Origin of the sequence: Pseudotabrizicola formosa, assembly GCF_002900965.1 — a bacterium.
Classification (GTDB): Bacteria; Pseudomonadota; Alphaproteobacteria; order Rhodobacterales; family Rhodobacteraceae; genus Pseudotabrizicola; species Pseudotabrizicola formosa.
The window spans coordinates 217,315-238,796 of the sequence record NZ_PJOM01000001.1; the positions used below are offsets into that span (position 1 = coordinate 217,315).

At 63.4% G+C, this 21,482-nt stretch carries 25 protein-coding genes and 1 pseudogene; 18 read left to right on the plus strand and 8 right to left on the minus strand.

Going from position 1 to position 21,482, the window contains the following annotated elements:
- Positions 1–2: 2 nt before the first annotated feature.
- The gene (locus CXR43_RS01085) at positions 3–806 is read left to right on the plus strand and encodes a 3-deoxy-manno-octulosonate cytidylyltransferase (RefSeq protein ID WP_103332201.1); all 804 of its coding nucleotides are present in this window, start codon (positions 3–5) and stop codon (positions 804–806) included.
- Entirely contained in the window at positions 797–1,042 is a 246-nt protein-coding gene (locus CXR43_RS01090; protein WP_354000997.1) for a sulfurtransferase TusA family protein, read from the plus strand. Before CXR43_RS01085 ends, CXR43_RS01090 begins: the two co-directional genes overlap by 10 nt.
- On the opposite strand, the gene CXR43_RS01095 is transcribed toward CXR43_RS01090, so the two are convergent.
- Together CXR43_RS01095 and mobA are read right to left on the minus strand one after the other, a co-directional pair.
- Entirely contained in the window at positions 1,034–1,894 is an 861-nt protein-coding gene (locus tag CXR43_RS01095; protein WP_103332203.1) for a molybdopterin guanine dinucleotide synthesis, read from the minus strand. The two genes, CXR43_RS01090 and CXR43_RS01095, sit on opposite strands and share 9 nt — an antisense overlap.
- Positions 1,884–2,498, minus strand: coding sequence for a molybdenum cofactor guanylyltransferase MobA (gene mobA / locus CXR43_RS01100; RefSeq protein WP_103332204.1), 615 nt, complete (start codon positions 2,496–2,498; stop codon positions 1,884–1,886). The genes CXR43_RS01095 and mobA overlap by 11 nt, the downstream gene beginning before the upstream one ends.
- Positions 2,499–2,588: 90 nt before the next feature.
- Here mobA and CXR43_RS01105 point away from each other — a divergent pair, with 90 nt between their 5' ends.
- Positions 2,589–3,107, plus strand: coding sequence for a DUF2478 domain-containing protein (locus tag CXR43_RS01105; RefSeq protein WP_103332205.1), 519 nt, complete (start codon positions 2,589–2,591; stop codon positions 3,105–3,107).
- Between the two features lie 56 nt (positions 3,108–3,163).
- On the opposite strand, the gene CXR43_RS01110 is transcribed toward CXR43_RS01105, so the two are convergent.
- From CXR43_RS01110 to CXR43_RS01130, 5 genes are all read right to left on the minus strand, one after another.
- Positions 3,164–5,398, minus strand: coding sequence for a hypothetical protein (locus tag CXR43_RS01110; protein ID WP_103332206.1), 2,235 nt, complete (start codon positions 5,396–5,398; stop codon positions 3,164–3,166).
- The gene (motA, locus tag CXR43_RS01115; RefSeq protein ID WP_103332207.1) at positions 5,395–6,264 is read right to left on the minus strand and encodes a flagellar motor stator protein MotA; all 870 of its coding nucleotides are present in this window, start codon (positions 6,262–6,264) and stop codon (positions 5,395–5,397) included. Before motA ends, CXR43_RS01110 begins: the two co-directional genes overlap by 4 nt.
- Positions 6,265–6,327: 63 nt before the next feature.
- The gene (locus tag CXR43_RS01120) at positions 6,328–6,897 is read right to left on the minus strand and encodes a MotE family protein (protein ID WP_103332208.1); all 570 of its coding nucleotides are present in this window, start codon (positions 6,895–6,897) and stop codon (positions 6,328–6,330) included.
- Positions 6,894–7,274, minus strand: a complete 381-nt coding sequence (locus CXR43_RS01125) for a DUF6468 domain-containing protein (protein ID WP_103332209.1) — start codon at positions 7,272–7,274, stop codon at positions 6,894–6,896. The genes CXR43_RS01120 and CXR43_RS01125 overlap by 4 nt, the downstream gene beginning before the upstream one ends.
- 10 nt (positions 7,275–7,284) lie before the next feature.
- Positions 7,285–7,767 (minus strand): flagellar basal body-associated FliL family protein, encoded by a 483-nt coding sequence (locus CXR43_RS01130; RefSeq protein WP_103332210.1) that lies wholly within the window; start codon positions 7,765–7,767, stop codon positions 7,285–7,287.
- A 122-nt stretch (positions 7,768–7,889) separates the two neighbouring features.
- Between CXR43_RS01130 and fliF the strand changes: the two genes are divergently transcribed.
- From fliF to fliP, 4 genes are read left to right on the plus strand one after another with little or no spacing between them, the layout of a single operon-like run.
- The gene (gene fliF, locus CXR43_RS01135) at positions 7,890–9,500 is read left to right on the plus strand and encodes a flagellar basal-body MS-ring/collar protein FliF (RefSeq protein WP_103332211.1); all 1,611 of its coding nucleotides are present in this window, start codon (positions 7,890–7,892) and stop codon (positions 9,498–9,500) included.
- The gene (locus CXR43_RS01140) at positions 9,500–10,099 is read left to right on the plus strand and encodes a FliH/SctL family protein (protein ID WP_103332212.1); all 600 of its coding nucleotides are present in this window, start codon (positions 9,500–9,502) and stop codon (positions 10,097–10,099) included. Before fliF ends, CXR43_RS01140 begins: the two co-directional genes overlap by 1 nt.
- Positions 10,092–10,361, plus strand: coding sequence for a FliM/FliN family flagellar motor switch protein (locus tag CXR43_RS01145; protein ID WP_103332213.1), 270 nt, complete (start codon positions 10,092–10,094; stop codon positions 10,359–10,361). The genes CXR43_RS01140 and CXR43_RS01145 overlap by 8 nt, the downstream gene beginning before the upstream one ends.
- Positions 10,362–10,369: 8 nt before the next feature.
- The gene (gene fliP / locus CXR43_RS01150) at positions 10,370–11,095 is read left to right on the plus strand and encodes a flagellar type III secretion system pore protein FliP (protein WP_103332214.1); all 726 of its coding nucleotides are present in this window, start codon (positions 10,370–10,372) and stop codon (positions 11,093–11,095) included.
- Positions 11,096–11,156: 61 nt separating this feature from the next.
- Here the strand turns inward: fliP and CXR43_RS01155 are convergent, their stop codons facing one another.
- Positions 11,157–11,696 (minus strand): TlpA family protein disulfide reductase, encoded by a 540-nt coding sequence (locus CXR43_RS01155; protein ID WP_103332215.1) that lies wholly within the window; start codon positions 11,694–11,696, stop codon positions 11,157–11,159.
- Between the two features lie 22 nt (positions 11,697–11,718).
- Here CXR43_RS01155 and argH point away from each other — a divergent pair, with 22 nt between their 5' ends.
- From argH to CXR43_RS01205, 11 genes and pseudogenes are all read left to right on the plus strand, one after another.
- Positions 11,719–13,122, plus strand: coding sequence for an argininosuccinate lyase (gene argH, locus CXR43_RS01160; RefSeq protein WP_103332216.1), 1,404 nt, complete (start codon positions 11,719–11,721; stop codon positions 13,120–13,122).
- Positions 13,119–13,250: a hypothetical protein gene (locus CXR43_RS18150; protein WP_267134627.1), complete on the plus strand. Its 132-nt coding sequence runs from the start codon at positions 13,119–13,121 to the stop codon at positions 13,248–13,250. The genes argH and CXR43_RS18150 overlap by 4 nt, the downstream gene beginning before the upstream one ends.
- 58 nt (positions 13,251–13,308) lie before the next feature.
- A complete protein-coding gene (locus CXR43_RS01165) occupies positions 13,309–13,617 on the plus strand; it encodes a DUF2834 domain-containing protein (RefSeq protein WP_103332217.1) in 309 nt (102 codons plus the stop codon).
- 88 nt (positions 13,618–13,705) lie between these two features.
- The gene (lysA, locus tag CXR43_RS01170; RefSeq protein WP_103332218.1) at positions 13,706–14,971 is read left to right on the plus strand and encodes a diaminopimelate decarboxylase; all 1,266 of its coding nucleotides are present in this window, start codon (positions 13,706–13,708) and stop codon (positions 14,969–14,971) included.
- 29 nt (positions 14,972–15,000) lie between these two features.
- Positions 15,001–17,478: a DUF4175 domain-containing protein gene (locus CXR43_RS01175; protein WP_103332747.1), complete on the plus strand. Its 2,478-nt coding sequence runs from the start codon at positions 15,001–15,003 to the stop codon at positions 17,476–17,478.
- A 144-nt stretch (positions 17,479–17,622) separates the two neighbouring features.
- Positions 17,623–17,753 (plus strand): annotated as a pseudogene (locus CXR43_RS18020) (carbohydrate ABC transporter permease); the annotation flags it as partial.
- 98 nt (positions 17,754–17,851) lie between these two features.
- The gene (locus CXR43_RS01185; RefSeq protein ID WP_246831268.1) at positions 17,852–18,136 is read left to right on the plus strand and encodes a GH36 C-terminal domain-containing protein; all 285 of its coding nucleotides are present in this window, start codon (positions 17,852–17,854) and stop codon (positions 18,134–18,136) included.
- On the plus strand, positions 18,133–19,032 hold the full coding sequence (locus CXR43_RS01190) for a 2-dehydro-3-deoxygalactonokinase (protein ID WP_103332220.1): 900 nt from the start codon (positions 18,133–18,135) through the stop codon (positions 19,030–19,032). Before CXR43_RS01185 ends, CXR43_RS01190 begins: the two co-directional genes overlap by 4 nt.
- Entirely contained in the window at positions 19,029–19,637 is a 609-nt protein-coding gene (locus CXR43_RS01195; protein ID WP_103332221.1) for a 2-dehydro-3-deoxy-6-phosphogalactonate aldolase, read from the plus strand. The genes CXR43_RS01190 and CXR43_RS01195 overlap by 4 nt, the downstream gene beginning before the upstream one ends.
- On the plus strand, positions 19,634–20,464 hold the full coding sequence (locus CXR43_RS01200; RefSeq protein WP_103332222.1) for an SMP-30/gluconolactonase/LRE family protein: 831 nt from the start codon (positions 19,634–19,636) through the stop codon (positions 20,462–20,464). The genes CXR43_RS01195 and CXR43_RS01200 overlap by 4 nt, the downstream gene beginning before the upstream one ends.
- Positions 20,465–20,689: 225 nt before the next feature.
- Positions 20,690–21,451: a TSUP family transporter gene (locus tag CXR43_RS01205; protein WP_103332223.1), complete on the plus strand. Its 762-nt coding sequence runs from the start codon at positions 20,690–20,692 to the stop codon at positions 21,449–21,451.
- The last annotated feature ends 31 nt before the right edge of the window (positions 21,452–21,482 follow it).

A 21,482-nucleotide genomic window follows, 5' to 3' on the forward strand; every position in this document is an offset into this window, starting at 1 on the left:
CCATGGACGCCTGCATCATCATTCCGGCGCGGTTTGCCAGCACACGCTATCCCGGCAAGCCGCTGGTGGCCCTGACCGGGGCCAAGGGCGTGGCGCGCAGCCTGATCGAGCGGTCGGTCATGGCGGGACGTGCGGCGTCTGACGGCAAGATCCCGATCTATGTTGCCACCGACGATGACCGCATCGCCGATGAGGCACGCCGGATCGGGGCCGATGTCATCATGACCTCGGATCAGTGCCGCAACGGCACCGAACGGGTGGCCGAAGCGGTGGCCGCGGCCGGCATCACCGCGGATATCGTGGTGAACCTGCAAGGCGATGCGCCGCTGACCCCCGCCCATTTCGTGACCGCGCTGATCGATGCGATGCGGGCGGATCCCGACTGCGGGATGGCGACCCCCTTCCTGCGCTGCGATCCGGAAACGGTGGAAAACCTGCTGATGGACCGCCGCGCCGGGCGTGTGGGGGCGACGACAGTGGTGGCGGACCGGGCAGGGCGGGCGCTCTATTTTTCCAAGGAGGTGATCCCCTTCACCAACGGGCGCGGCATCGTGAATGGCAAGGTGCCGGTGTTTCACCATGTCGGTGTCTATGCCTATCGCCCTGCCGCGCTCGCTGCCTACCAAAGCTGGGAACCGGGGCCGCTGGAAGGGCTGGAGGGGTTGGAGCAGCTGCGGTTTCTGGAAAACGGCCATCCGATCCGGATGGTCGAGGTCTCCGCCCCCGGTGCAGTGTTCTGGGAATTGAACAACCCCAGCGACGTGCCGCTGATCGAAGGTTATCTGGCGCGGATGGGATGGGATTGAGCGTGGTCTGGGACATCGAAGTCGATGCCGCGGGCCTCTTGTGTCCGTTACCGGTCTTGCGCGCGCGCAAGCGGCTGAAGACGATGCAGGCCGGACAGGTGCTGAGGGTTCTTGCGACAGATCCTGCTTCTGTCATCGACATGCCGCATTTTTGCAGGCAGTCGGGAGACACTTTGCTCGCGGCGCATCAGGAGGGTGCCCTGCATGTGTTTCTGATCCGCAAAGGCTCAGATTAGCGCCTGTTCCATCAGACTGGCCTGGCCCGCGCCAATGATCCATCCTTCCTCTGGGACAGGGTGGGGGATGGTAAAAAGCTGGCGCATATCCCGGGGGCCAAGACGGGACAGACAGCTGGCCAGCAGGCGCACCTGTGCTTCATCCGCGACCATGCCGGTGGTGGCGCAATGGCGTTGAACCGCATCTGCCAAGAGCGAAGGATAAACCTCGGCCAGAACGATGGGCGTGGTGGGCGGCTCGAACGGCCAGACCGAGACCTGCCCTGCAAAGCGCTGCCGCAATCGGTTCAGCACGGGCAGGCCCGTCAGCACCTGCGCGCCAACGGCCCCCGCCCCTGCCAGTTGCCAGACAGGCTTTGGCGATGACCCCGGCTTGCGTGCGGCCAGATCGGTGGCGCGATGCGCCGACAGGCCCGGCGGGAGGGCGGGTTTCAGTCGCGGCAGTCCGGGGGTCGGCACGCGCTCGTTATTGCCCCAGAACGGGCCCTCCCCGGGGAAGACACTGTTCATTTCTGCGGCGATCCGGCGGTAATTGCTCACATTTCTGGGCGTGTCGGTCACCCGGTCCGCCAGCCAGGCCCACCATGACAGCGCGCAGCCTTGTCCCGTCAGGTGCGGGATGAATCCCACAGGCGCGCCAAAGGCAAAGTCAGCGCCAAGCAGCAGGCGGTGGTTCTGATCGAGGCTCTCCATCATCAGAGTCGCAAGGGCGGTTTCAGCGGCCGACCGGGTGGTTATGTTGCGGGCGATGCAACCGTCGCGCGATGCTTCCGCCAGCCAGATCGAATCCTTGCCGCGCTTTGGCCCTTTGGCGGCGGACCAGTCAAGAATTGCGATGCGATCAAAGATCACGGCGGCCCATCCGCGCGCGCGCCAATGTCAGATCTTCGGGCGTGTTGATGTTGAAAAACGGGTCTTCACTTGCGTCAAACACTGCGGGCCGTGCTCCGTTTTGCATCGCCCATGTGATCACCTTGCGCTGCCCTGCGCACAGATCTCGGCGCAGGTCATGACGCAGGTCGGTTGACCATAGGCCAAACACCGGATGCCAGTCAGGCGCGTCAGCGGCTCCGGTGGCGGCAAGACTGATACGGGCGGAGCCGGCCGCAGCCTGCAGACTGGCAACCAGATTGATTGGAAAGAACGGCGTGTCGGCAGCCACGGTCACAACCCTGTCGGCACCAAGTCCCGCTGCCCAATCCAGTGCAGCCAGTACCCCTGCCAACGGTCCGGGATGACCAGGCATCGGGTCTGGCAGCACCGGAAGGCCGAAGGAAAAGCGCGCAGCATCGCCATTGGCGTTGATCGCCATGTCTTTCACCTGAGACGACAGCCTGCGGATCACATGATGCAGGATGCTGTGATCATCCAGCATCAGCAGGCCCTTGTCGCCGCCTCCCATCCGCTGCGATTGACCGCCCGCCAGAATGACGCCAATCGGTGTGGCCGCTTGCATGATCTGTCTTGCCCCCAGCGGGCGCTTTCGCGCATCGCTGGCATCATGTAAGCAGGGCCGTCGAGTTTCAAGCGGGGCGGGCAGGTGAACATGCTGGCATTTGTGTCTGCTGCAGAGCGGGGAGAGGGCGATCGGCTTTTGGCCCGTGTGGCCCAGCGACTGAGTGTCGCCGGGGTTTCCCTGGGCGGTGTGGTCCAGATGAACACCGAGACAGACCCAGACCGGCCCTGCGTCATGGATCTGCGCGTTCTGACCGATAGCAGCATCGTACGGATCAGCCAAAGCCTGGGCCGTCATGCGCAGGGGTGTCGGCTGGACGCTGCCGGGCTGGAAGACGCCGTCGGGCGCGTCGCTGAAGCGCTTTTGGTGGCACCGCCGCAGCTTCTGATCCTGAACAAATTCGGCAAGCAAGAGGCCGAGGGCCGGGGCTTTCGGCCGGTCATTGCCCAAGCCATGGCGCTGGGCGTGCCAGTGCTGACGTCGGTGTCAGAGAAGAACAGGGCCGGGTTTGATCTGTTTGCCGGTGAGTGTGCCACGGCATTAGGGGCGGATGAGTCGGCAGTGATGGCGTGGTGCCAGCTTGCAACCATTGTGCCCCAAAGCGTCTAGAGCCGGGCTTGTTTGCCGTCTGGGCAGGGCATAGGCTGATCCGTGATCAGGCAGAGTCAGGGTGCCGGATCGATTGGCGCAATGGCCAAAAGGTCAGTGATTGCCTGCCGCGTGGCGGTGCTTTGATCCAGTTGCCTCTGGCCCGCCTGCAGGGGGGGGGCAGTGGCCAGGGCTTGATCCGGGTCAATCAGGCGGGCGACGGCGGCCCATGGGTCTGCTGCCGGTTCTGCATCGGCCGAGCCTGAAACGCCCACGGGTGCCGGGTTTTGCAGGCCATCCGCCTCATCTGCCGCGGATGTAAAGGTGCCCGACCAGCGCTGCAGACGTTGTGCCTCGGCTACATTCCCGGCCTCTTCCAGACGGTCGGCTGCCGATTCGAAATCGCCCAGGGCCGCGAAAGAGGCAGCCAGAAGATCGGCATCGGCATCAGGCAATGTTGGTGCCAGTGCCTGCAATGCCCCACGCGCATCGCCATTGGCCAAGGCGATTCTGGCAGCAAGATCAGGGTCGAGATCACCTTTTTGCGCCCATTCCGCCGCGATGTTGGGTAGCCCGGCGTCCAGGAGCCGTTCCGCCAGTTTGCTGCGGATGGCCAGTGGCAGGGTATCGCGTCGGGTCGGGTCAAGCCCGACGGCATGAAGCAACAGCTGTGTCTCGGCACCCACCTCACCCATCAGCATCCAGACATCCTGCTCCAGTGCGGGCGAACCTTCCGCATGACCGAAAGCCGACGCAAAATCCCCCCCCAGCGCGGCACCATGGGTCAAGGCGCGGTCCAGCCGGGGTCGGAGAGGACCATTGCCATGTTCGAAAGAAAAGGCCTCCAGCGATAGAATGTCTTTGCCTTCGACTGGTTTCCGTTGTCGAAACCGCGCTTCGACCAGGGTGAAAAGAGCCGCCATCGCGGTTTCCCCGGTCGCGCCCGCGGGCAGGGCGGCCTCCGCCTCTGCGGGCGCGCCTTCAAGCAGGGCACGGTCTGCCATCAGAAGATCGACCGTCGGATCATCCTGCGATGCCGCGCGGGCAAAGGAGTGCGTGACCACCTGGGCATTGGCAGCGTCGCCCGACCTCAGCAGTCGCTTCGCCACCTCTGGCCCAAGCATTGTGCGCAGATGGCCGGGCAGAGCCAGAAAGGTGCGGCTGATCGCAGGGCCGTTGACATAGGGCAGGATCTCTCCGTCAGGTGCCGCTAGCAGGGCCCAGAGCGCAGCCGCAGAGTCGCAGCTTTGCATAGAGAGAAACGGGTTGGCAGGCGGCTGGTCCCCATCCAGAAGATACGACAGCCCGATGCGCAAGGCCGTGTCCTGTCCTGCGGGCAGGAAGCTGGAGAGGAGAAGGCGTGCCTCGGCGCCAAAGCCAAAATGCAGATGCGTGTTCACGGCTTGCACCACACTCTCCCGGTCTGGGACGTCAAATTCGCTGAGCAGGGCGGCACGGGCGCGCGCCAGTTCTTGTGCGGCGTCTTCAGTCGCCGCCCAGGATCCGACATCGACTTCGGCAGGTGCAGGGCAATTGCTGCCCTGCACCATAAGATCGGGGGGCGAGTCTGGCCCCGATGTGATGCCTATGCCAGGCAACTCGAGGACGGCCGCGCGGGCATTGTCCGGCTGAGGAGCGGTGGTGTCTTCTGTAACCGGGTCAACCGGCCGTTCCCGCGGTTGCAACTCGACCACGCCTTGCGTCGCCCCGCGCCCCATTTCTTCAATCAGCATGGTGCGGAAATCCTGCAGCCGCAGGTCACTGTCCAGCCCGGCCACCTCGGGTTCCGCTGGAAGCGTGGAAGGGGATCGCTGACCCGGCATTGGCCGGGCAAGCCAGTCGTAGCGCGCGGTGCCACTGTTATCAGGGCGGGGCCGTATCGGCAGTGAAGGGCTGATCGGAGGGGCCAGAGTTCCATCGACAAGGCGACGTTCAAAGCTGGAATTCGGGGGGGGCGCACCGTCCCGGATGTCGATCACAAGAAACCTGCTGCCCAGTTCAAACGGAATGGCATGGCAAGGGCAATCAACGCCAAACAACAGATCACCATTGGCTGCGTCAACCCCGATGGAACGCAGCCTGTCCTTGGTGATCAGGTTGAACACCGACGACAGGTTGTAAGTGAGTCTTGGACCGGCAACTCGCAGGCCGTACCCCCCGGAGGTTCGCCCCAGAACCCAGTTTACCCGCGCCGGGAAGGTCAGCACGATGCGGGTAAATGCCCCGTGATCGCCGGTCCTGACCGAAACGCCCAATGTCTGCGCCTGCACCTGCCCGGCATAAAGGGTGAAGAGCAACAGCAGCAGCCTCATGCCGCCTCCTGCTTGAGACCGCGAAGCGCCTCTTCAAGATCACCGAAGCTGGGGCGCACGGAATGGGGTGTGTTCTGACGTCCCACCTCTATGCAGATATTGGCCGGGTGATTGTGCAGATTGGCAATCAGCACCTCGCGGATCAGCTGATAGAAATGCGCATCCTCATCCACCACGGCCTTCACACGACTGGCAAACGGTCCCACGATGCCATAGGCCAGAAACACGCCCAGAAAGGTGCCGACCAGTGCTCCACCAATCATTTTCCCCAGAATTTCAGGCGGTTGATCGATCGACCCCATTGTTTTGATCACGCCCAGAACCGCCGCGACAATCCCCAGGGCGGGCAGAGCATCGGCCATGGATTGCAGCGCATGGCTGGAATGGAGGGCGTGGTTCTGCGTTGCCTCCATCCGTTTGTCGAGCACCTCTTCCACCTGATGCGGGTCATCGTAATTCATCGAGGCAGCGCGGAACGTGTCACAGATCAGATCGACGGCCTCGTGGTCTTTCTGAATTTTCGGATAGCGCCCGAAGATGGTCGATGTTCCTGGGTTTTCGACATGTTCTTCGAGGCCGACTGGGTTGGACCGGGCGAGGCGGATCAGTTCAAAGAGCAGGCACAGCAGGTCACGGTAGTCTGACGGCTTCCAATGCGCGCCTTTGAAGACCTTGCCGACATCCTTGGCCGTGTGCTTGACCACAGAGATGTCGTTGGAAATCAGGAAGGCCCCTATGGCGGCCCCCCCGATCATCATCATTTCAAAGGGCAACGATTTCAGGATGATCCCCAATTTGCCGCCCGCCAGCATATAGCCGCCAAACACCATCACAAAGATCACGCCAATGCCAATGAACCCAAACATCCGGTTCCCATCCTGCTGTTGTTCGACGTGATCATTGCAGCCAAGCGTAAAGAAAGGCTGAGGTTATTCTTTCGGGGCAAGTGCATTGCGCCCGGCAATCAAGACGCTGATCGCATAGGCCGTTTCCGGTTGCATGCCCGCCAGGATTGCGGCGGCGGCATCAGGGCGCATGCGGCCGAGAAAGCCGGCGGCAAATTCTTGCGCCATCGTTTCGAAGATCGCAGCAGCCTCGGCGGGTTTCATCGCCTCATAAACCGTGGTCAGCCGCTGCAGGTCTTTTTCGGCGGCCCCATCCGCAATGGCGAGCGTCTCCCTGAGACTCGCCTCGGCAGCCTCAAGCTCCGCCAGTCGGGCCGTAAGCGCCGAGTCTGCAAGGGACAAGGCGGCAAGCCTGTCCTGCAAGGCGGCTTCGCGGGCTGCAAGGGCGGCGTCACGGTCGCGCAGCGCCTGTGCCAGTGCAGCGGGCGGCGCGGGACATTGCAGCGGTTCCGTACTGGCGACCGGGTCTTCGGCCGCCTGCAGCGCCATCGCGGTGCCAATGCCTTGGCCCAGTCGCAGGGCCCCGGCCGCCGCAAGGACCAATGCCAGCAATGCCAGTGTTCCGCGCCCGGCAAGTTTGGGGCGCAGCGTCATTCTGCAACCCTCAGCATCGTGCGCTCGGGTCGACGGCGCACGACTCGCAGGCGCTTGTCTTCAGTTGGCTCCTGCACGGGACCCGAAGCCTCTTCGGGCAGGTCGTGCATCGAGGCGAGAATCAGATCAAGCCGGGCGGCTGCCGCTTCGGCGCGGCGGACCTGATCCTCCAGTCCGGAGGCGGAGGTCTGGGCCGAGCTGCGTGCCCGTTCCAAGGCTTTCGTCATGTCGTCAACCTGCGCAGACAACACCGCAATCGCGCCGCCCATCGCAGATTCCAGCGCTGTAAATCGCCGAAGCCGACGGGACAGGACCAAACAGTAGACCGAGACAGAAAACGCGCCGGCGGCCATCAGAAAGTCAGCAATCAGGTTCATGACGCCCCCTTCAATTCAGGACAAATTCAGAAATCAGCAGGTCCCGCACCCGGTCTTGTCCGGTTACGATCTGCACCCTGCGCAGCATCTGTGCCTTGAGACGCATCAGCGCGGCGGGATCCTCTAGCTGCTCCAGTTCAACGGCGCGCAGGTAGCTGTTGAGCACATCCGCAACGCGGGGCAGCAACAGCTGAACCTCGGGGACATGCGCGGCACTCACCTCCAGCTGAGAGGCGAATCGCAGGTGGCGTGACCGGGACTGCGGGCCGAGGCTGATGATGATCGGGTCGACCGGAACAAAGACGATATCGGGCAGCGTCGTTGCCGCGCCGGACGCGGGGGAATGCGTCTTCGACTGGCCGAGAAGCAGCCCTGAATAGGTTGCATAAAATCCTCCGCCTCCGAGCGCGAGCGCCCCAGCCATACCGATCAGAAGGGGCAGCTTGCCCTTCTTTTTCGGCAGGTCTTCGGTTGGTGTATCTGCTTGGGTCATCGCGCGCTCGCTTCTGTTCGGCAAAGACCAAAATAGATCAAAGGTCACTAACCGATTGTTAAGGCACATCCTTCATTGATCAGGGAAAGCGCAGGCGGAGGTCTGCTAGACGGAGGACTGGTGTGAACAATCTCGTAACCTTGTGGCAGGGGCTGACGCTGGCCAAGCGGGTCGTGCTGGTTGCCGCGACCGTCGGGATGTTTCTGTCGGTGCTGGCGCTGGCGCGGATCGGTCAATCGGGCGGGCAAAGCCTGCTTTATGCCGGGCTGGATGGCCGGACGGCGGGGGATGTGATCACAGCCCTTGATCAGGCCGGCGTTGTCTATGATGTGCGTGGCGATTCCATCTACGTGCCCTCGGCGTTGCGGGACGGGTTGCGCATGCAGCTTGCCGGGCAGGGCCTGCCGGCGTCGGGCGGCGCAGGCTATGAACTGCTTGATGGGCTGACCGGCTTCGGCACCACCTCGCAGATGTTCGACGCGGCCTATTGGCGTGCCAAGGAAGGAGAGCTTGCGCGCACCATTCTGGCAATGCCGCAGATAAAGGCAGCTCGGGTGCATATCTCGCAAGGCAACAGAAGTGGTTTCCTGCGCGACCAAACCCTGAGCGCGAGCATCACAGTGACCACTGGTTCAGGGTCGCTCTCCGCAGAGCAGGCCAACGCCCTGCGCCATCTGGTGGCCAGCGCGACCGGCAATCTGAAGCCCGAAGATGTTTCGGTCATTGATTCAGTTGCCGGTCTGATCGCCGGACCGGCAGACGCGACTGCCGCCTCGTCAGGCGATGCGCGGGCGTTGGACATCAAACAAAATGTCGAACGTCTGCTGGCCGCTCGCGTGGGGCCCGGACGGGCCGCTGTGGAAGTGTCGGTCGATGTTGTGCGCGACCGTGAAGCCATCACGGAGCGGACCTTTGATCCGCAGGCGCGGGTCGCAATTTCGTCTGATACCGAGCAAAGCAGCGACAGCTCGAAAGACGGGCAGGCCGGTGTAACCGTCGCGTCCAACCTGCCAGATGGCGATGGTGCCGCCGGGGCCACGGGTGAGAGCCAGAGCACCACCAGCCGCGAGCGTGTGAATTTCGAGGTCTCGCAGACGGAGAGAGAGGTTTTGCGCGAACCCGGTGCCATTCGTCGGCTGACCGTCGCAGTTCTGGTGGACGGCGAGCAGATAACGGCAGAGGACGGAACGGTGAGCTGGCAACCGCGGTCCGAGGCCGAATTGGCCGACCTGCGCGAATTGGTCAGCTCTGCCGCCGGGCTGGATGAGGCGCGGGGTGATGTGCTGACCCTCAAATCCATGCAGTTCAGCCCGCTGCCCGCCGAAGGCGTTTTGGCCGAGGCAGGGCTGCTGTCGCAGATTGGGCCGATCGACCTGATGTCCGTGATTCAGCTTCTGGTTCTGGCAATCGTCTCTTTGGTGCTTGGCCTTTTTGTGCTGCGTCCGTTGCTGACCCAGCGCGCAGCACCCTCAGAGCTGCCGGGCGCTGCTGGCGGTGCCCTTGCCTTGGCGGGGCCGCCGGAGGCGGAGCGTTTCGCGGGGCTGACCGGCGAGATTTCGGAGGGGTTCGATCTGCCCGACATGCCCATGGTCAATTTTGACGATGCCGGCGTCTACGGCACGCCACCGCAGAACGACCCTGTGTCGCGCCTGCGTCGTCTGATCGACGAACGCCAGAGTGAATCGGTTGAAATTCTGCGCAACTGGATGGAAAAAGAAGAGGAGCGCAGCTGATGCCACCGCTCAAGCTGGAAGTGTTTGAATCGCCCTTGCCGCGTGGCGGCAGTCAGATCGTGGTGATGGACAACGCGGCCATCGAAGACGCCCGACTGCGCGCCTATGAGACGGGCTATTCGGCAGGCTGGGAAGATGCGACGGCGGCAAGTCAGGATGATCAGAGCCGGATCAGCTCTGAGCTCGCCAACAACCTTCAGCAGATGGGTTTCACCTTCCAGGAGGCGCGCGCGCATATCCTGCGATCCGTGCAGCCCCTTCTGACCCAGCTTTGCACCCGGTTGCTTCCTCCGCTTGCCCAAGAGGCCTTGGCTCCTGTGGTGCTTGAGACGGTCATGCCGCTGCTGGAGGATCTGGCGGACACTCCGCTGCATGTGACGCTGAACCCTGCTTCCCGTCCTGCGGTGGAGCAGCTTTTACGACAGGCCGCAGGTGTGCCGCTGGTGATTGTCGAGGAAGCGACACTGGGGGAGGGGCAGGTCTATCTGCGGCTGCCTCAGTCGGAACACCGTGTCGACCTTGATCATGCGGTCGTCCGGATCACCCAAGCCGTACATGATTTTTTTGAATATTCCGAAAAGGAAGACATCAATGGCTGATCCGACGGATGCAAACCCGTTTGCACAGGTGCCGATCGAAATCACGGTTTCGGTTGGCAAGGCGCGGCCTTTGGTGCGCGATCTTCTCAAGCTGGGGCAAGATGCTGTTTTGCCGCTCGACCGGCGGGTAGAAGACCCGGTGGAGCTGTATATAGGCGACCGGTTGATCGCGCGAGGCGAACTGCAGGAGCTGGAGGGAGACCAGGCCGGGCAACTGGCGGTGCGGCTGATCGAAGTGGCAAACCTGCGCGGTGGGCTGTGAAGCAGACAATGGCTGTCCTGCGCGCCATTCTCCTCTTGGGTCTGATTGCGCTGGCTGGGCCTGCCCTGGCACAGGAACTGACGCTTGACCTTGGTGACGGGCCATCGCTTTCAGCACGGTCTGTGCAACTGATCCTGCTTCTGACTGTGCTCAGCCTCGCGCCAGGGCTGGCGATCATGGTGACCTGCTTTCCCTTTGTGGTCACGGTACTGTCGATCCTGCGGCAGGCCATCGGGTTGCAGCAGGCCCCGCCCAACATGTTGCTTGTCAGTCTGGCCCTGTTCCTGACGTGGTATGTGATGGACCCGGTGTTCACCGAAGCCTGGACGAACGGTCTTGGCCCACTGAGCCGCGAAGAGCTTGAGATCGGACCCGCCATCACGCTTGCAATGGCCCCGTTCCGCGACTTCATGGCGGCCCGGCTGGATCCAGAGACTTTTGCGCAGCTGGCCGAACTGCGCCCCGGCCCGATGCCACCCGATTTGCCCGACGCGCCTCTGTCTGTGCTGATACCTGCCTTCATGCTGAGCGAAATCAAACTGGCGTTCGAAATTGGCTTTCTGGTGTTTTTGCCGTTTCTCATCATCGATCTGGTGGTGGCTGCGGTGTTGATGTCGATGGGTATGATGATGGTGCCGCCCGCGATTGTCTCACTGCCGTTCAAGTTGGCGTTTTTCGTGGTGGCGGATGGCTGGAGTCTGATCGCACAGGCTTTGGTACGAAGTTACCTGTGATCTCTGCCGGTCTGACTGCGACGCGGCCAGGTGTCCGGGAAAGGCCGCAAATCTTTGGCCGCTAGGGCGCTGACAGGGCCGCCAGAATGGCCTTGGCGCTGTCACTGTCCCACTCTGCATCGCCGATCAGACGGGCAACTTCCTGCCCTTGCGGATTCAGGATCAGGGTTACCGGCAGGGCCATCACACTGGCAGAGCGCGACAGCTCTGATTTCGGATCACGCAGGATAGGCAGGTTGGTTATGTCCGCCTCGGCGTAGAATTTCTGGATGCCTGGCACAGCGTTGCGCCCCGTGGCGACCGGGACCACCGCAATATCGGGCAGGGCTGCCTGCAGCCGGTCCAGCGAGGGCATTTCGTGCCGGCATGGCGCGCACCATGTGGCCCAGAAATTCAGAACAACCCATTTGCCATGATAATCCGCCATGGATTTCGACATGTCGTCTGCATCCAGCAAGCTGACCTCTGCCAACGTCACCGGAGCGGAGTGAAACGCCAGTTTTTTCATGTCGCCATCGCGCAGGGCGGCGACATCAGCCGCCACCGGATTTGCACCAAGCGCCAAGGCCGTATAAAGGACAGCCAGAGATTTCCGCAGCATAACCCCTCCGAAAGACGCATCCATGACCGCACCCGCAGATCCCAAAACCGCCAACCAGATGTGGGGCGGGCGCTTCGCCGAAGGGCCAGACGCGATCATGACGGCGATCAACGCCTCGATCGGGTTCGACAAGCGGCTTTACGCGCAGGATATTGCCGGGTCGCGCGCCCATGCGGCGATGCTCGCCGCCACAGGTATCGTGACACCTAGCGATGCCGAGGCGATCGGGGAAGGCCTGCTCACCGTGTTGTCAGAGATTGAAACGGGCGGGTTCGCGTTTCGCACCGATCTGGAAGACATTCACATGAATGTTGAAAACCGGTTGAAAGAGCTGATCGGTGCGCCTGCAGGGCGGTTGCACACGGCGCGCAGCCGCAATGATCAGGTGGCCGTCGATTTCCGCCTTTGGGTGCGGGATCAATGTGATGCAGCGATTGAGGGGCTGACCGCGCTGATGCGCGCCTTTGTCGCGCAGGCAGAGGCCGGGGCCGATTGGGTGATGCCGGGGTTCACCCATCTGCAGACCGCGCAGCCTGTGACCTGGGGGCATCACATGCTGGCCTATGTCGAGATGTTCGCGCGGGACAGGTCCCGCTTTGCCGATGCGCGGGCGCGGATGAACGAATGCCCGCTTGGGGCGGCGGCCCTTGCAGGCACCGGGTTTCCGATCGACCGGCAGATGACGGCACGCGCGCTGGGGTTTGACCGGCCCACGGCCAACAGCCTCGATTCCGTCAGCGACCGCGATTTCGCGCTGGAGTTTCTGGCGGCCAGCAGCATCTGTGCGATGCACCTGAGCCGCTTTGCCGAAGAGTTGGTGATCTGGTCGTCGGCGCAGTTCCGCTTCGTGCGTTTGTCAGACAAATGGACGACAGGCAGCAGCATCATGCCGCAAAAGAAGAACCCCGATGCGGCAGAACTGTTGCGCGCCAAGATCGGGCGGATTCTGGGGGCGACGGTGGCACTGTTCACGGTGATGAAGGGCCTGCCGCTGACCTATTCCAAGGACATGCAGGAAGACAAGGAACAGGTGTTTGACGCCGCCGATACACTGATGCTGGGTCTGGCCGCAATGACCGGCATGGTGGGCGACATGACCGCCAACCGCCCCGTGCTGGCGCAGGCGGCGGCGAGTGGCTTTTCCACCGCGACCGATCTGGCCGACTGGCTGGTGCGGGAATTGGGCCTACCGTTCCGCGAGGCGCATCATGTGACGGGCACGCTGGTCGCCTTGGCCGAAGGTGCGGGTTGCGATCTGCCCGATCTGACCCTGGCGCAGATGCAGGGCGTGCATGCCGGCATCCGCGCCGATGTGTTCGATGTTCTGGGGGTGGAAAACTCGGTGCGCTCGCGGCAGTCTTATGGGGGGACAGCCCCCGAGCAGGTTCGTGCGCAGGTGGCGCGCTGGAAGGAGATTTTGGCATGAGGCGTGTTTTGGGGATGGTTGCCGTACTGTCGATGCTGGCAGCCTGCGGGGCTGATGGAGCACCCGAGCGCCCGCAGCCGGGCGTTACGATGACCGGCGACGCGCGGGTCGGGGTTGTGATGCAGTGACCGCTGGCCAGACCATCGCAGCGCGCTAGCTTTGTTCAGGGCCACGAAAGGGCAGGCGATGACACCGATCCGCATGATGTATCTGGCACTGGCCATCTGGGGTGCGGTGCATCCGATGTACTGGTTCGTGCGCCATATGCGCGAAACGGGGACTGGTCTTTCGGGCCTGATTGACGCCTGGTATGTCAATGCCTCGACCACCGGGCTGACCTGGGATCTGACCATAGCCGCGCTTGCGCTGACGGTCTGGGTGCTGGTCGAGACGGTGCAGCATAAGGCGTGGCGCAACCTGATCGCCGTTCCCGCCACGTTCTGCATCGGGGTCAGCTGTGGCCTGCCGCTCTATCTGTTTTTGCGGTCACGCTAGGGCGGCAAGGGGCCTGCACGGTTCCGTTTGAATTTGCGTGCGGCAGGGGATAGTGCTGGCGCGCGGGGTAGCCGGGGTTGCGGGGCACATGGACCATTTTCTGTATCAGAACGGGATGCTGCATGCCGAAGATGTGGCGATAGCTGATATTGCAGCCACGGTCGGCACGCCGTTCTACTGCTATTCGGCAGCGACGCTGACCCGGCACTATCATCTGTTCACCGAGGCGCTGACCCCGCTGCCACATCTGGTGTGCTTTGCCATCAAATCGCTGTCGAACGTGGCGGTGCTCAAGCTGTTGGGCGATCTGGGTGCCGGGATGGATGTTGTGTCGGGCGGCGAATACCGCCGCGCCCGTGCGGCGGGCGTACCCGGAGAGCGGATCGTGTTTTCCGGTGTCGGCAAGACGCGGGAAGAAATGCGGCTGGCGCTGACCGGGGGTATCCGGCAGTTCAATGTGGAATCGGAACCCGAACTGCGGGCGCTGTCCGAAGTGGCGGCGTCGCTGGGCGTTTTGGCCCCGATCACCATCCGGGTGAACCCGGATGTGGATGCGAAAACCCATGAAAAGATTGCGACCGGCAAAAGCGAGAACAAGTTCGGCATTCCGATTGCCCGCGCGTCGGAAGTCTATGCCGAGGCGGCGGCCCTGCCCGGCCTGCGCGTTATCGGCATTGATGTGCATATCGGCAGCCAGCTGACGGAACTGGAACCGTTCGAGCAGGCCTACCTCAAGGTCGCCGATCTGACCCGCCGATTGCGCAGCGAAGGCCACAGCATCGAACGCCTGGATCTGGGCGGTGGGCTGGGCATTCCCTACGCGAGATCGAATGAAGCTCCGCCTTTGCCGACCGATTACGGCGCGCTGATCAAGCGCACCGTCGGAGATCTGGGTTGCGAGATCGAGATCGAGCCGGGCCGGCTGATTTCCGGCAATGCAGGGATTCTGGTATCTTCGGTGGTCTATGTGAAGAACGGCGAAGGCCGGGATTTTCTGATCGTCGATGCGGCGATGAATGATCTGGTGCGCCCGTCGATGTATGGCGCGCATCATGATATCGTGCCTGTGATCGAACCTGCGGCGGCACAGGAGATGCAGCCATATGACGTGGTGGGCCCTGTGTGTGAAACAGGGGATACCTTTGCCAAACAGCGCAGCCTTGCTCCGCTGGCCGAAGGCGACCTGATCGCCTTTCGCAGCGCCGGGGCGTATGGGGCGGTCATGGCCTCGGAATACAACACACGGCCGCTTATTCCCGAGGTTCTGGTCAAAGGGGATCACTTCGCTGTCATAAGGGCGCGTCCGACCTTTGACGAAATCCTTTCGCGCGATACCATCCCTGCATGGCTGTGACACCCCGTCCGGCCGATGGAAAGGCTGGCATGGCGGTTTCCGATCCTGATGACCTGATGAAACGCATCGCATGGCCGCTGCGTCTGACCCATCTCGGGCTGTGGGCGGAGCGGGTGACCCGTGCGTTCTGGCCGCTTTGGACCTTGGTGCTGGCGGTGTTGGCGGCCTTGGCCTTCGGGGTGCAGGATCATGTTTCGATTGAATATCTTTGGGGGGCCGCGGCAGTCATATCTGCTGCGGCGCTGGTGGCTTTGGGCTACGGCCTGCGCGCGTTTCGTGCGCCCCATCGGGCGGAGGCGCTGGTGCGGCTTGATTCGCGGCTGCCCGGCAATCCGATTGCCGCGCTGACCGATGTACAGGCAATTGGCGCGGGCGATGCGGCTTCGCTTGCGGTGTGGCGCGCGCATCAGGCGCGGATGGCGGCACGGGCCGCTCAGGCCCGCGCGGTGGAGCCTGATCTGCGGCTGTCATCGCGTGATCCGTTTGCGTTGCGCTATGTGGCGCTGACCGCTTTTGTCATGGCGCTGATGTTCGGATCGCTGTGGCGGGTGACATCGGTGGCAGCGCTTGCCCCCGGCGCAGTGGGCGGTTTGGCGGCGGGGCCGACGTGGGAAGGTTGGGCACAACCCCCCGCCTATACCGGCAAGCCGACGCTGTATCTGAACGATGTGACCGCAGAAACGCTGGAGGTGCCGGTGGGCACCCGCATGCAGTTCCGTCTCTATGGCGAGGTTGGCGCGCTGACACTGACCGAAACTGTTTCGGGTGTACTTGATGCGCCCGCCGATGCCGTGCAAAGCGTGGCGCGCGATTTTGTTCTGAATACCTCTGGCTCTGTTGCAATCGACGGCCCCGGCGGGCGGGCCTGGGCTTTTACCGCCACGCCCGATCAGGCCCCTACGATCACCCCCGAGGGCGAGATCGGGCGCGAGGCCGACGGGCGGTTCCGCCAAGGGTTTGCCACCAGTGATGATTATGGCGTTGTTGCCGGGCAGGTCAGCATTGCGCTGGATCTGGCGGGTATTGATCGCCGCTTCGGCCTGGCGGCCGAGCCGGAGACCCGAGAGCCTGTGGTTCTGGACCTGCCGATGCCGGTAACCGGCGACCGCGCTGCGTTTTCCGAAGTCTTGGTTGACGATCTGTCGCAGCACCCTTTTGCCAATCTGCCGGTTGTCATGACATTCTCGGCTACCGATGCGGCGGGCCAGTCTGGTGAAGCGCCCCCGCTGAACGTGACCCTTCCGGGCAAACGCTTCTTTGATCCTCTGGCGGCCGCGCTGATCGAAATGCGGCGTGACCTGTTATGGACACGCGAAAATGCAGCTCGGTCCGCGCAGGTTCTGAAAGCGGTGACACATGAACCCGAAGATTTCATCCGCAACCAGCGTGCCTATCTGCGCCTGCGGGTGGTGATGCGCCAACTGGATGCCGAAAAGGCCAGTCTCTCGCCTGATATCCGCGACGAGATTGCGGCAGAGTTGTGGGAAATCGCCCTGTTGGTGGAAGAAGGCGATCTGGCAAGCGCCATGGAACGCCTTCAGCGTGCGCAGGACCGGCTGGATGAAGCGATCCGAAATGGTGCCAGCCCCGAGGAAATTGATCAGCTTATGCAGGAAATGCGTCAGGCGCTTGCCGATTACATGCAGCAGCTTGCCGAAGAATCCCAGCGCAACCCCGAAAGCCAGCTGTCCCAGAACATGGAGGGCATGGAAATGTCGGGCGACCAGCTGCAGCAGATGCTGGATGAGCTGCAACAGCTGATGGAAGAAGGCCGCATGGCCGAGGCGCAGGAGCTGATGGAGATGCTCCGTCAGCTGATGGAAAACATGCAGGTGGCGCAAGGCGAAGGTCAGGGCCAGGGTCAAGGGCAAGGCCAGGGCAACCAGGCCATGCGCGATCTCGGCCAGACGCTGCGCGATCAGCAGGGCTTGTCCGATGACGCGTTCCGCGATCTGCAGGACGGTCAGCCCGGCGGGCAACAGCCGGGCGAAGGGCAGGGCGGCGAGGGTCTGGCCGAACGCCAGCAGGAACTGCGCGACCGTCTGGGCCAGCTCGGTCGCGGGCAACTGCCGGGGGAAGGCAGCGAACGCGGCGAGGCGGGCCGTCAGCAGATGGATCGTGCGGGCCGCGCCATGCGCGAGGCCGAAGATGCCCTGCGCGGCGGCGATCTGCCCGGCGCGCTGGACCGTCAGGCCGAGGCGATGGAGGCCCTGCGCGAAGGCATGCGCAACTTTGGCGAAGCCTTGGCCGAAGAACAACGCGAGCAACAGAATGGCGCGGGTGAAGGCGAGGCCTTTGGCCGCGCCGATCCGAACAGCCAACGTGATCCGCTTGGGCGTGAGCCGGGCGATTCCGCCCGCATCGGATCAGACCGCAATATGCTGCAGGGTGAAGACGTCTATCGCCGCGCGCAGGATCTGCTGGACGAAATCCGCCGACGCACCGGTGATCAGCTGCGCCCAGAGGCGGAGCGGGATTATCTGCGCCGCCTGCTGGATATGTTCTAGGACTGGCTTAGCTTTTCAAAAGCCGTCACGCCTATGGGAACCCGGCTCAGCGCAGACGCCTCTCGGTCCTTGCATCGAAGGCCTTCACATGTGTCCGATCAAAGCTGACGCGCGATCCGCACATATGGCTATGGTGCGGCAGTCGCGCTGGTGCTGTTTGACATCGCGTTCCAGACAGGGTTTTGTGCAGTGTTGATGCGCAACTTCGTAAAGCTCTGCCTGTCGAGCGGGTCGACGCGGCGCAGGTGGAAGGTGTGGCGGAATGCCGGATTTTTTGCGCGATGTGACCACGGGGTACAAGGCCAACCGGGTCTGGATGATGGCTGGCACCATCCTGCGGCTGGACAGTGCCGACCCTGCGGTAACTGCCGAGATGCAACTGGCTGAGGGCGGCACCCGTTTTGTGGTTTTTGCCGGGCAGAATGCACAGACCGTGCAAGGCTTGCCGCGTCCCTTGCGGCTGACCGGGCTTGACCCTGCCGCCCGCTATCGTATCAGCCTGCGCAACGGGGTGGATAAGCCGCCCCTGTCGCGGGGGCCGAATGCCCTGAAAGACGGGCCGCTGACCCTGACCGGGCAGGCGCTGATGGCGCAGGGATTCCTGCTGCCCGTCGCATGGCCCGCAACGATGTGGGTGGTAGAGGGAGAACGGTTGTGACGCCAGACTGGATCGCGGTAGATTGGGGCACTTCCAATCTTCGGGCCTGGGCGATGGGACCAGAGGGAATTCTGGCGCAGGCGATGTCAGACGATGGCATGGGCCGGTTGAGTCCGGATCGCTTCGAACAGGCACTGCTGTCCGTGATCGCACCTTGGCTGGGCAGTGCCGTGATGCCGGTGATCGCCTGCGGCATGGTTGGCAGCCGTCAAGGCTGGCACGAGGCCCCCTATCGGGCCGTGCCCTGTCCTCCGCTGGACCGGGCGGGGATGGTGCGGGTTCCGGTGAATGATCCGCGCATCGCGGTTTATATCGCCCCGGGCCTGAAACAGGTCCAACCCGCCGATGTCATGCGCGGTGAGGAGACACAGATCGCCGGGGCCTTGGCCCTGCACCCGGGCTTTGATGGCGTGATGTGCCTGCCCGGCACCCATTCCAAATGGGCGCAGATCAGTGCCGGAGAGGTGGTCAGCTTTCAGACTTATCTGACGGGCGAGTTGTTTGCCTTGCTGTCGGAGCACTCCGTCTTGCGGCACGGAATGGCGGGCACAGGCTGGGACGATGCCGCCTTTGATGCAGGCCTGTCCGCTGCGCTGTCGCGCCCCGACCGGATCGGCGCGCAGCTGTTCACCCTGCGGGCCGAGGGGCTGCTCGCGGGCCTGTCCCCCGACAGCGCGCGCGCGCGGCTGTCGGGCCTGTTGATCGGCGTCGAACTCGCGGCGGCCAAACCCTATTGGCTGGGCCAGGCGGTGACCCTGATCGGGGCCGAGGCGCTGTGCCGCAGCTATGCCCGTGCCCTTGCGGCCCAAGGGGTCGAGGCGCGCACTCTTCCCGCGACCGAATGCACTCTGGCCGGGCTCGCCAGCCTTGCCCGAACCTTGGAGACAGCCCGATGACCCATCGCAACCTGATTGCCATTCTGCGCGGCATCACCCCGTCTGACGCCTTGCCGGTGGCCAAGGCTTTGGTTGCCGCTGGCATCACACGCATTGAAGTGCCGCTGAACTCACCCGACCCGCTGGTGTCGATTGCGGCCATGGCGCAGGCCCTGTCGGACCGTGCACAGATCGGCGCGGGCACGGTGCTGAGCGTGGCAGATGTGGCGGCGGTACAGGCGGCGGGTGGCACGCTGATTGTGTCCCCGAACTGCGATGCCAAGGTGATCGCCGCCACCAAAGCGCGCAGCATGGACTCTTGGCCTGGGGTCATGACGCCCAGCGAGTGTTTTGCGGCGTTGAAGGCAGGGGCGGACGGGCTGAAGATTTTTCCGGCATCGCTGATCGGACCCGATGGCATCAAGGCGATGCGGGCCGTTCTGCCCCGCGCGACACCAGTTTACGCGGTCGGCGGTGCCGGGCCGGACAATTTTGCCGATTGGATCCGGGCCGGTGCAGATGGCTTTGGCATCGGCACTGCCATTTATACGCCCGGCTTGTCGGTGACCGAGGTCACCGCGCGCGCGCAGGCGGTTGTCAAAGCATTTGATGAGGCCACAGTATGACCGTTTTCAACACCACACCCTGCACGCTTGGCGAAGGCCCGCTCTGGCATCCGGAGCGTGGTGAGTTGCTTTGGTTCGACATTGTCGGCAAGCGCCTGCACTCCGCCAGCCGCCAGTGGGACTTTTCCGAAATGGTCAGCGCCGCCGGTTGGGTCAGCCGCGACGCAGTTCTGATCGCCTCCGAGACGCGGCTGTTCCGGTTCAATCTGGAAACCGGGACCGAAGAAACACTGTGCGGGCTGGAGGCTGATACGCCCGCCACCCGGTCAAACGATGGTCGTGCCGACCCGATGGGCGGGTTCTGGATCGGCACCATGGCCAAGGCGGAAGCCAAGGGGGCAGGCGCATTCTACCGCTACCACAAGGGCGCGTTGCGCAAGCTGTGGGATGGCATCACCGTGCCCAATGCGCAGTGCTTTGCGCCCGACGGACGCACCGCCTATTTCAGCGACACCCCCACACATCAGATCATGCGCGTGGCGCTGGATGCCGAAGGCTGGCCCTGTGCGGAACCGCAGGTGGCCTTGGATTTCAATGCCCAAGGCTGGTATCCCGACGGGGCGGTTACAGATGCGGCGGGAAATCTGTGGGTCGCGTTCTGGGGGCGTGGCTGCGTCGAGGGCTATTCGCCAGCCGGTGAAAAACTGGCCGGCTTTGACTTCCCTTGCCCGCAAACCACCTGCCCGGCCTTTGGTGGCGCGGATTTCTCCCGGCTATACTGTACCTCTGCGGCGCGCGACCTGACCGATGGCAATGCCGCAAATGGCCAGACCTTTGCCGTTGAGACCATGTTCAAGGGCCGCGCCGAGCCGCGCGTCCTGCTCTGACCGCCATGTGAACCTTAATGGAAGCAGGATGCCAGCCACATGGCCACGCTTGGTTGGGCCGTCTTCCCCGCTTTGATCGCTGCGGGCGGCCTGCACTATCTGGCGGGATGGCCGATTGGGCAGGTGTGACCATCCCTGCGGGCGTGCATTGGGTCGCGCTGTAGAGGCTCTTTACTTCGGCGGATCACAGGATCAGAACGGCCCCGCAATCCGTGTGGGGCCGAAATGTTTGAAGTGACTGCCGAGCTTGTGGCCTTGCTGGTGATGGCCGCCTTTGTCGCCGGCTTTGTCGATGCCATCGCTGGCGGAGGGGGGCTGATCACGATGCCGGCTCTGCTGTTGGCCGGAGCCAGCCCGGTGGAGGCCTTGGCGACCAACAAGCTGCAGGGCAGTTTTGGGTCTGGCACCGCGATGATCAGCTATGCGCGTGCCGGGCATGTGCAACTGCGCGACCAGGCGGGAATGGCGCTGGTTGCCTTGCTGGCCGGGGCGGGTGGAGCGCTGGTGGCGCATCTGATCCCGGCGGAAGTCTTGCGGGTGATCATGCCGGTGGTCCTCGTCGCGGTGGCCCTGTTCTTCGCCATCAAGCCCGGCCTGACCGATCTGGACCGGGTGCAGCGGATGGGGCCGGGACTGTTCACCGTCACTGCCGTGCCGCTGATTGCCGCCTATGACGGTTTTTTCGGGCCCGGGACCGGCAGCTTTTTCATGATCGGGTTCATTATGCTGGCGGGGTACGGGGTGTTGAAGGCGACGGCCCATACCAAATTGCTGAACTTCGCCTCCAACCTCGGCTCGCTGGCAGTGTTTGTGTTTTCCGGTGCAACCTGGTGGGCGGTGGGACTGGTGATGGCACTGGCTCAGACAGCCGGGGCACTGCTTGGATCACGTCTGGCGATGCGGGTGGGTGCCCGGCTGATCAAGCCCTTGCTGGTGACCACATCCACCCTGATGGCGGCCCGGCTTTTGTGGCAGGTCTGGACGTAAGTCCGCCTTCAGCGCAAAAGTCAGGGACCGG

Coding starts and splice junctions, on each gene's coding strand:
- motA (WP_103332207.1), bottom strand. CDS start 6,264: ATGTTTGGGTTCATTGGCATTGGCGTGATCTTTGTGATGGTGTTTGGC.
- CXR43_RS01125 (WP_103332209.1), bottom strand. CDS start 7,274: ATGAACCTGATTGCTGACTTTCTGATGGCCGCCGGCGCGTTTTCTGTC.
- CXR43_RS01085 (WP_103332201.1), top strand. CDS start 3: ATGGACGCCTGCATCATCATTCCGGCGCGGTTTGCCAGCACACGCTAT.
- CXR43_RS01130 (WP_103332210.1), bottom strand. CDS start 7,767: ATGACCCAAGCAGATACACCAACCGAAGACCTGCCGAAAAAGAAGGGC.
- CXR43_RS18150 (WP_267134627.1), top strand. CDS start 13,119: ATGAGGCGTGTTTTGGGGATGGTTGCCGTACTGTCGATGCTGGCAGCC.
- CXR43_RS01155 (WP_103332215.1), bottom strand. CDS start 11,696: ATGCTGCGGAAATCTCTGGCTGTCCTTTATACGGCCTTGGCGCTTGGT.
- CXR43_RS01205 (WP_103332223.1), top strand. CDS start 20,690: ATGTTTGAAGTGACTGCCGAGCTTGTGGCCTTGCTGGTGATGGCCGCC.
- CXR43_RS01175 (WP_103332747.1), top strand. CDS start 15,001: ATGGCGGTTTCCGATCCTGATGACCTGATGAAACGCATCGCATGGCCG.
- CXR43_RS01110 (WP_103332206.1), bottom strand. CDS start 5,398: ATGAGGCTGCTGCTGTTGCTCTTCACCCTTTATGCCGGGCAGGTGCAG.
- CXR43_RS01140 (WP_103332212.1), top strand. CDS start 9,500: ATGCCACCGCTCAAGCTGGAAGTGTTTGAATCGCCCTTGCCGCGTGGC.
- CXR43_RS01185 (WP_246831268.1), top strand. CDS start 17,852: ATGCAACTGGCTGAGGGCGGCACCCGTTTTGTGGTTTTTGCCGGGCAG.
- argH (WP_103332216.1), top strand. CDS start 11,719: ATGACCGCACCCGCAGATCCCAAAACCGCCAACCAGATGTGGGGCGGG.
- CXR43_RS01200 (WP_103332222.1), top strand. CDS start 19,634: ATGACCGTTTTCAACACCACACCCTGCACGCTTGGCGAAGGCCCGCTC.
- CXR43_RS01145 (WP_103332213.1), top strand. CDS start 10,092: ATGGCTGATCCGACGGATGCAAACCCGTTTGCACAGGTGCCGATCGAA.
- mobA (WP_103332204.1), bottom strand. CDS start 2,498: ATGCAAGCGGCCACACCGATTGGCGTCATTCTGGCGGGCGGTCAATCG.
- fliP (WP_103332214.1), top strand. CDS start 10,370: ATGGCTGTCCTGCGCGCCATTCTCCTCTTGGGTCTGATTGCGCTGGCT.
- CXR43_RS01195 (WP_103332221.1), top strand. CDS start 19,029: ATGACCCATCGCAACCTGATTGCCATTCTGCGCGGCATCACCCCGTCT.
- CXR43_RS01120 (WP_103332208.1), bottom strand. CDS start 6,897: ATGACGCTGCGCCCCAAACTTGCCGGGCGCGGAACACTGGCATTGCTG.
- lysA (WP_103332218.1), top strand. CDS start 13,706: ATGGACCATTTTCTGTATCAGAACGGGATGCTGCATGCCGAAGATGTG.
- CXR43_RS01090 (WP_354000997.1), top strand. CDS start 797: ATGGGATTGAGCGTGGTCTGGGACATCGAAGTCGATGCCGCGGGCCTC.
- CXR43_RS01165 (WP_103332217.1), top strand. CDS start 13,309: ATGACACCGATCCGCATGATGTATCTGGCACTGGCCATCTGGGGTGCG.
- CXR43_RS01105 (WP_103332205.1), top strand. CDS start 2,589: ATGCTGGCATTTGTGTCTGCTGCAGAGCGGGGAGAGGGCGATCGGCTT.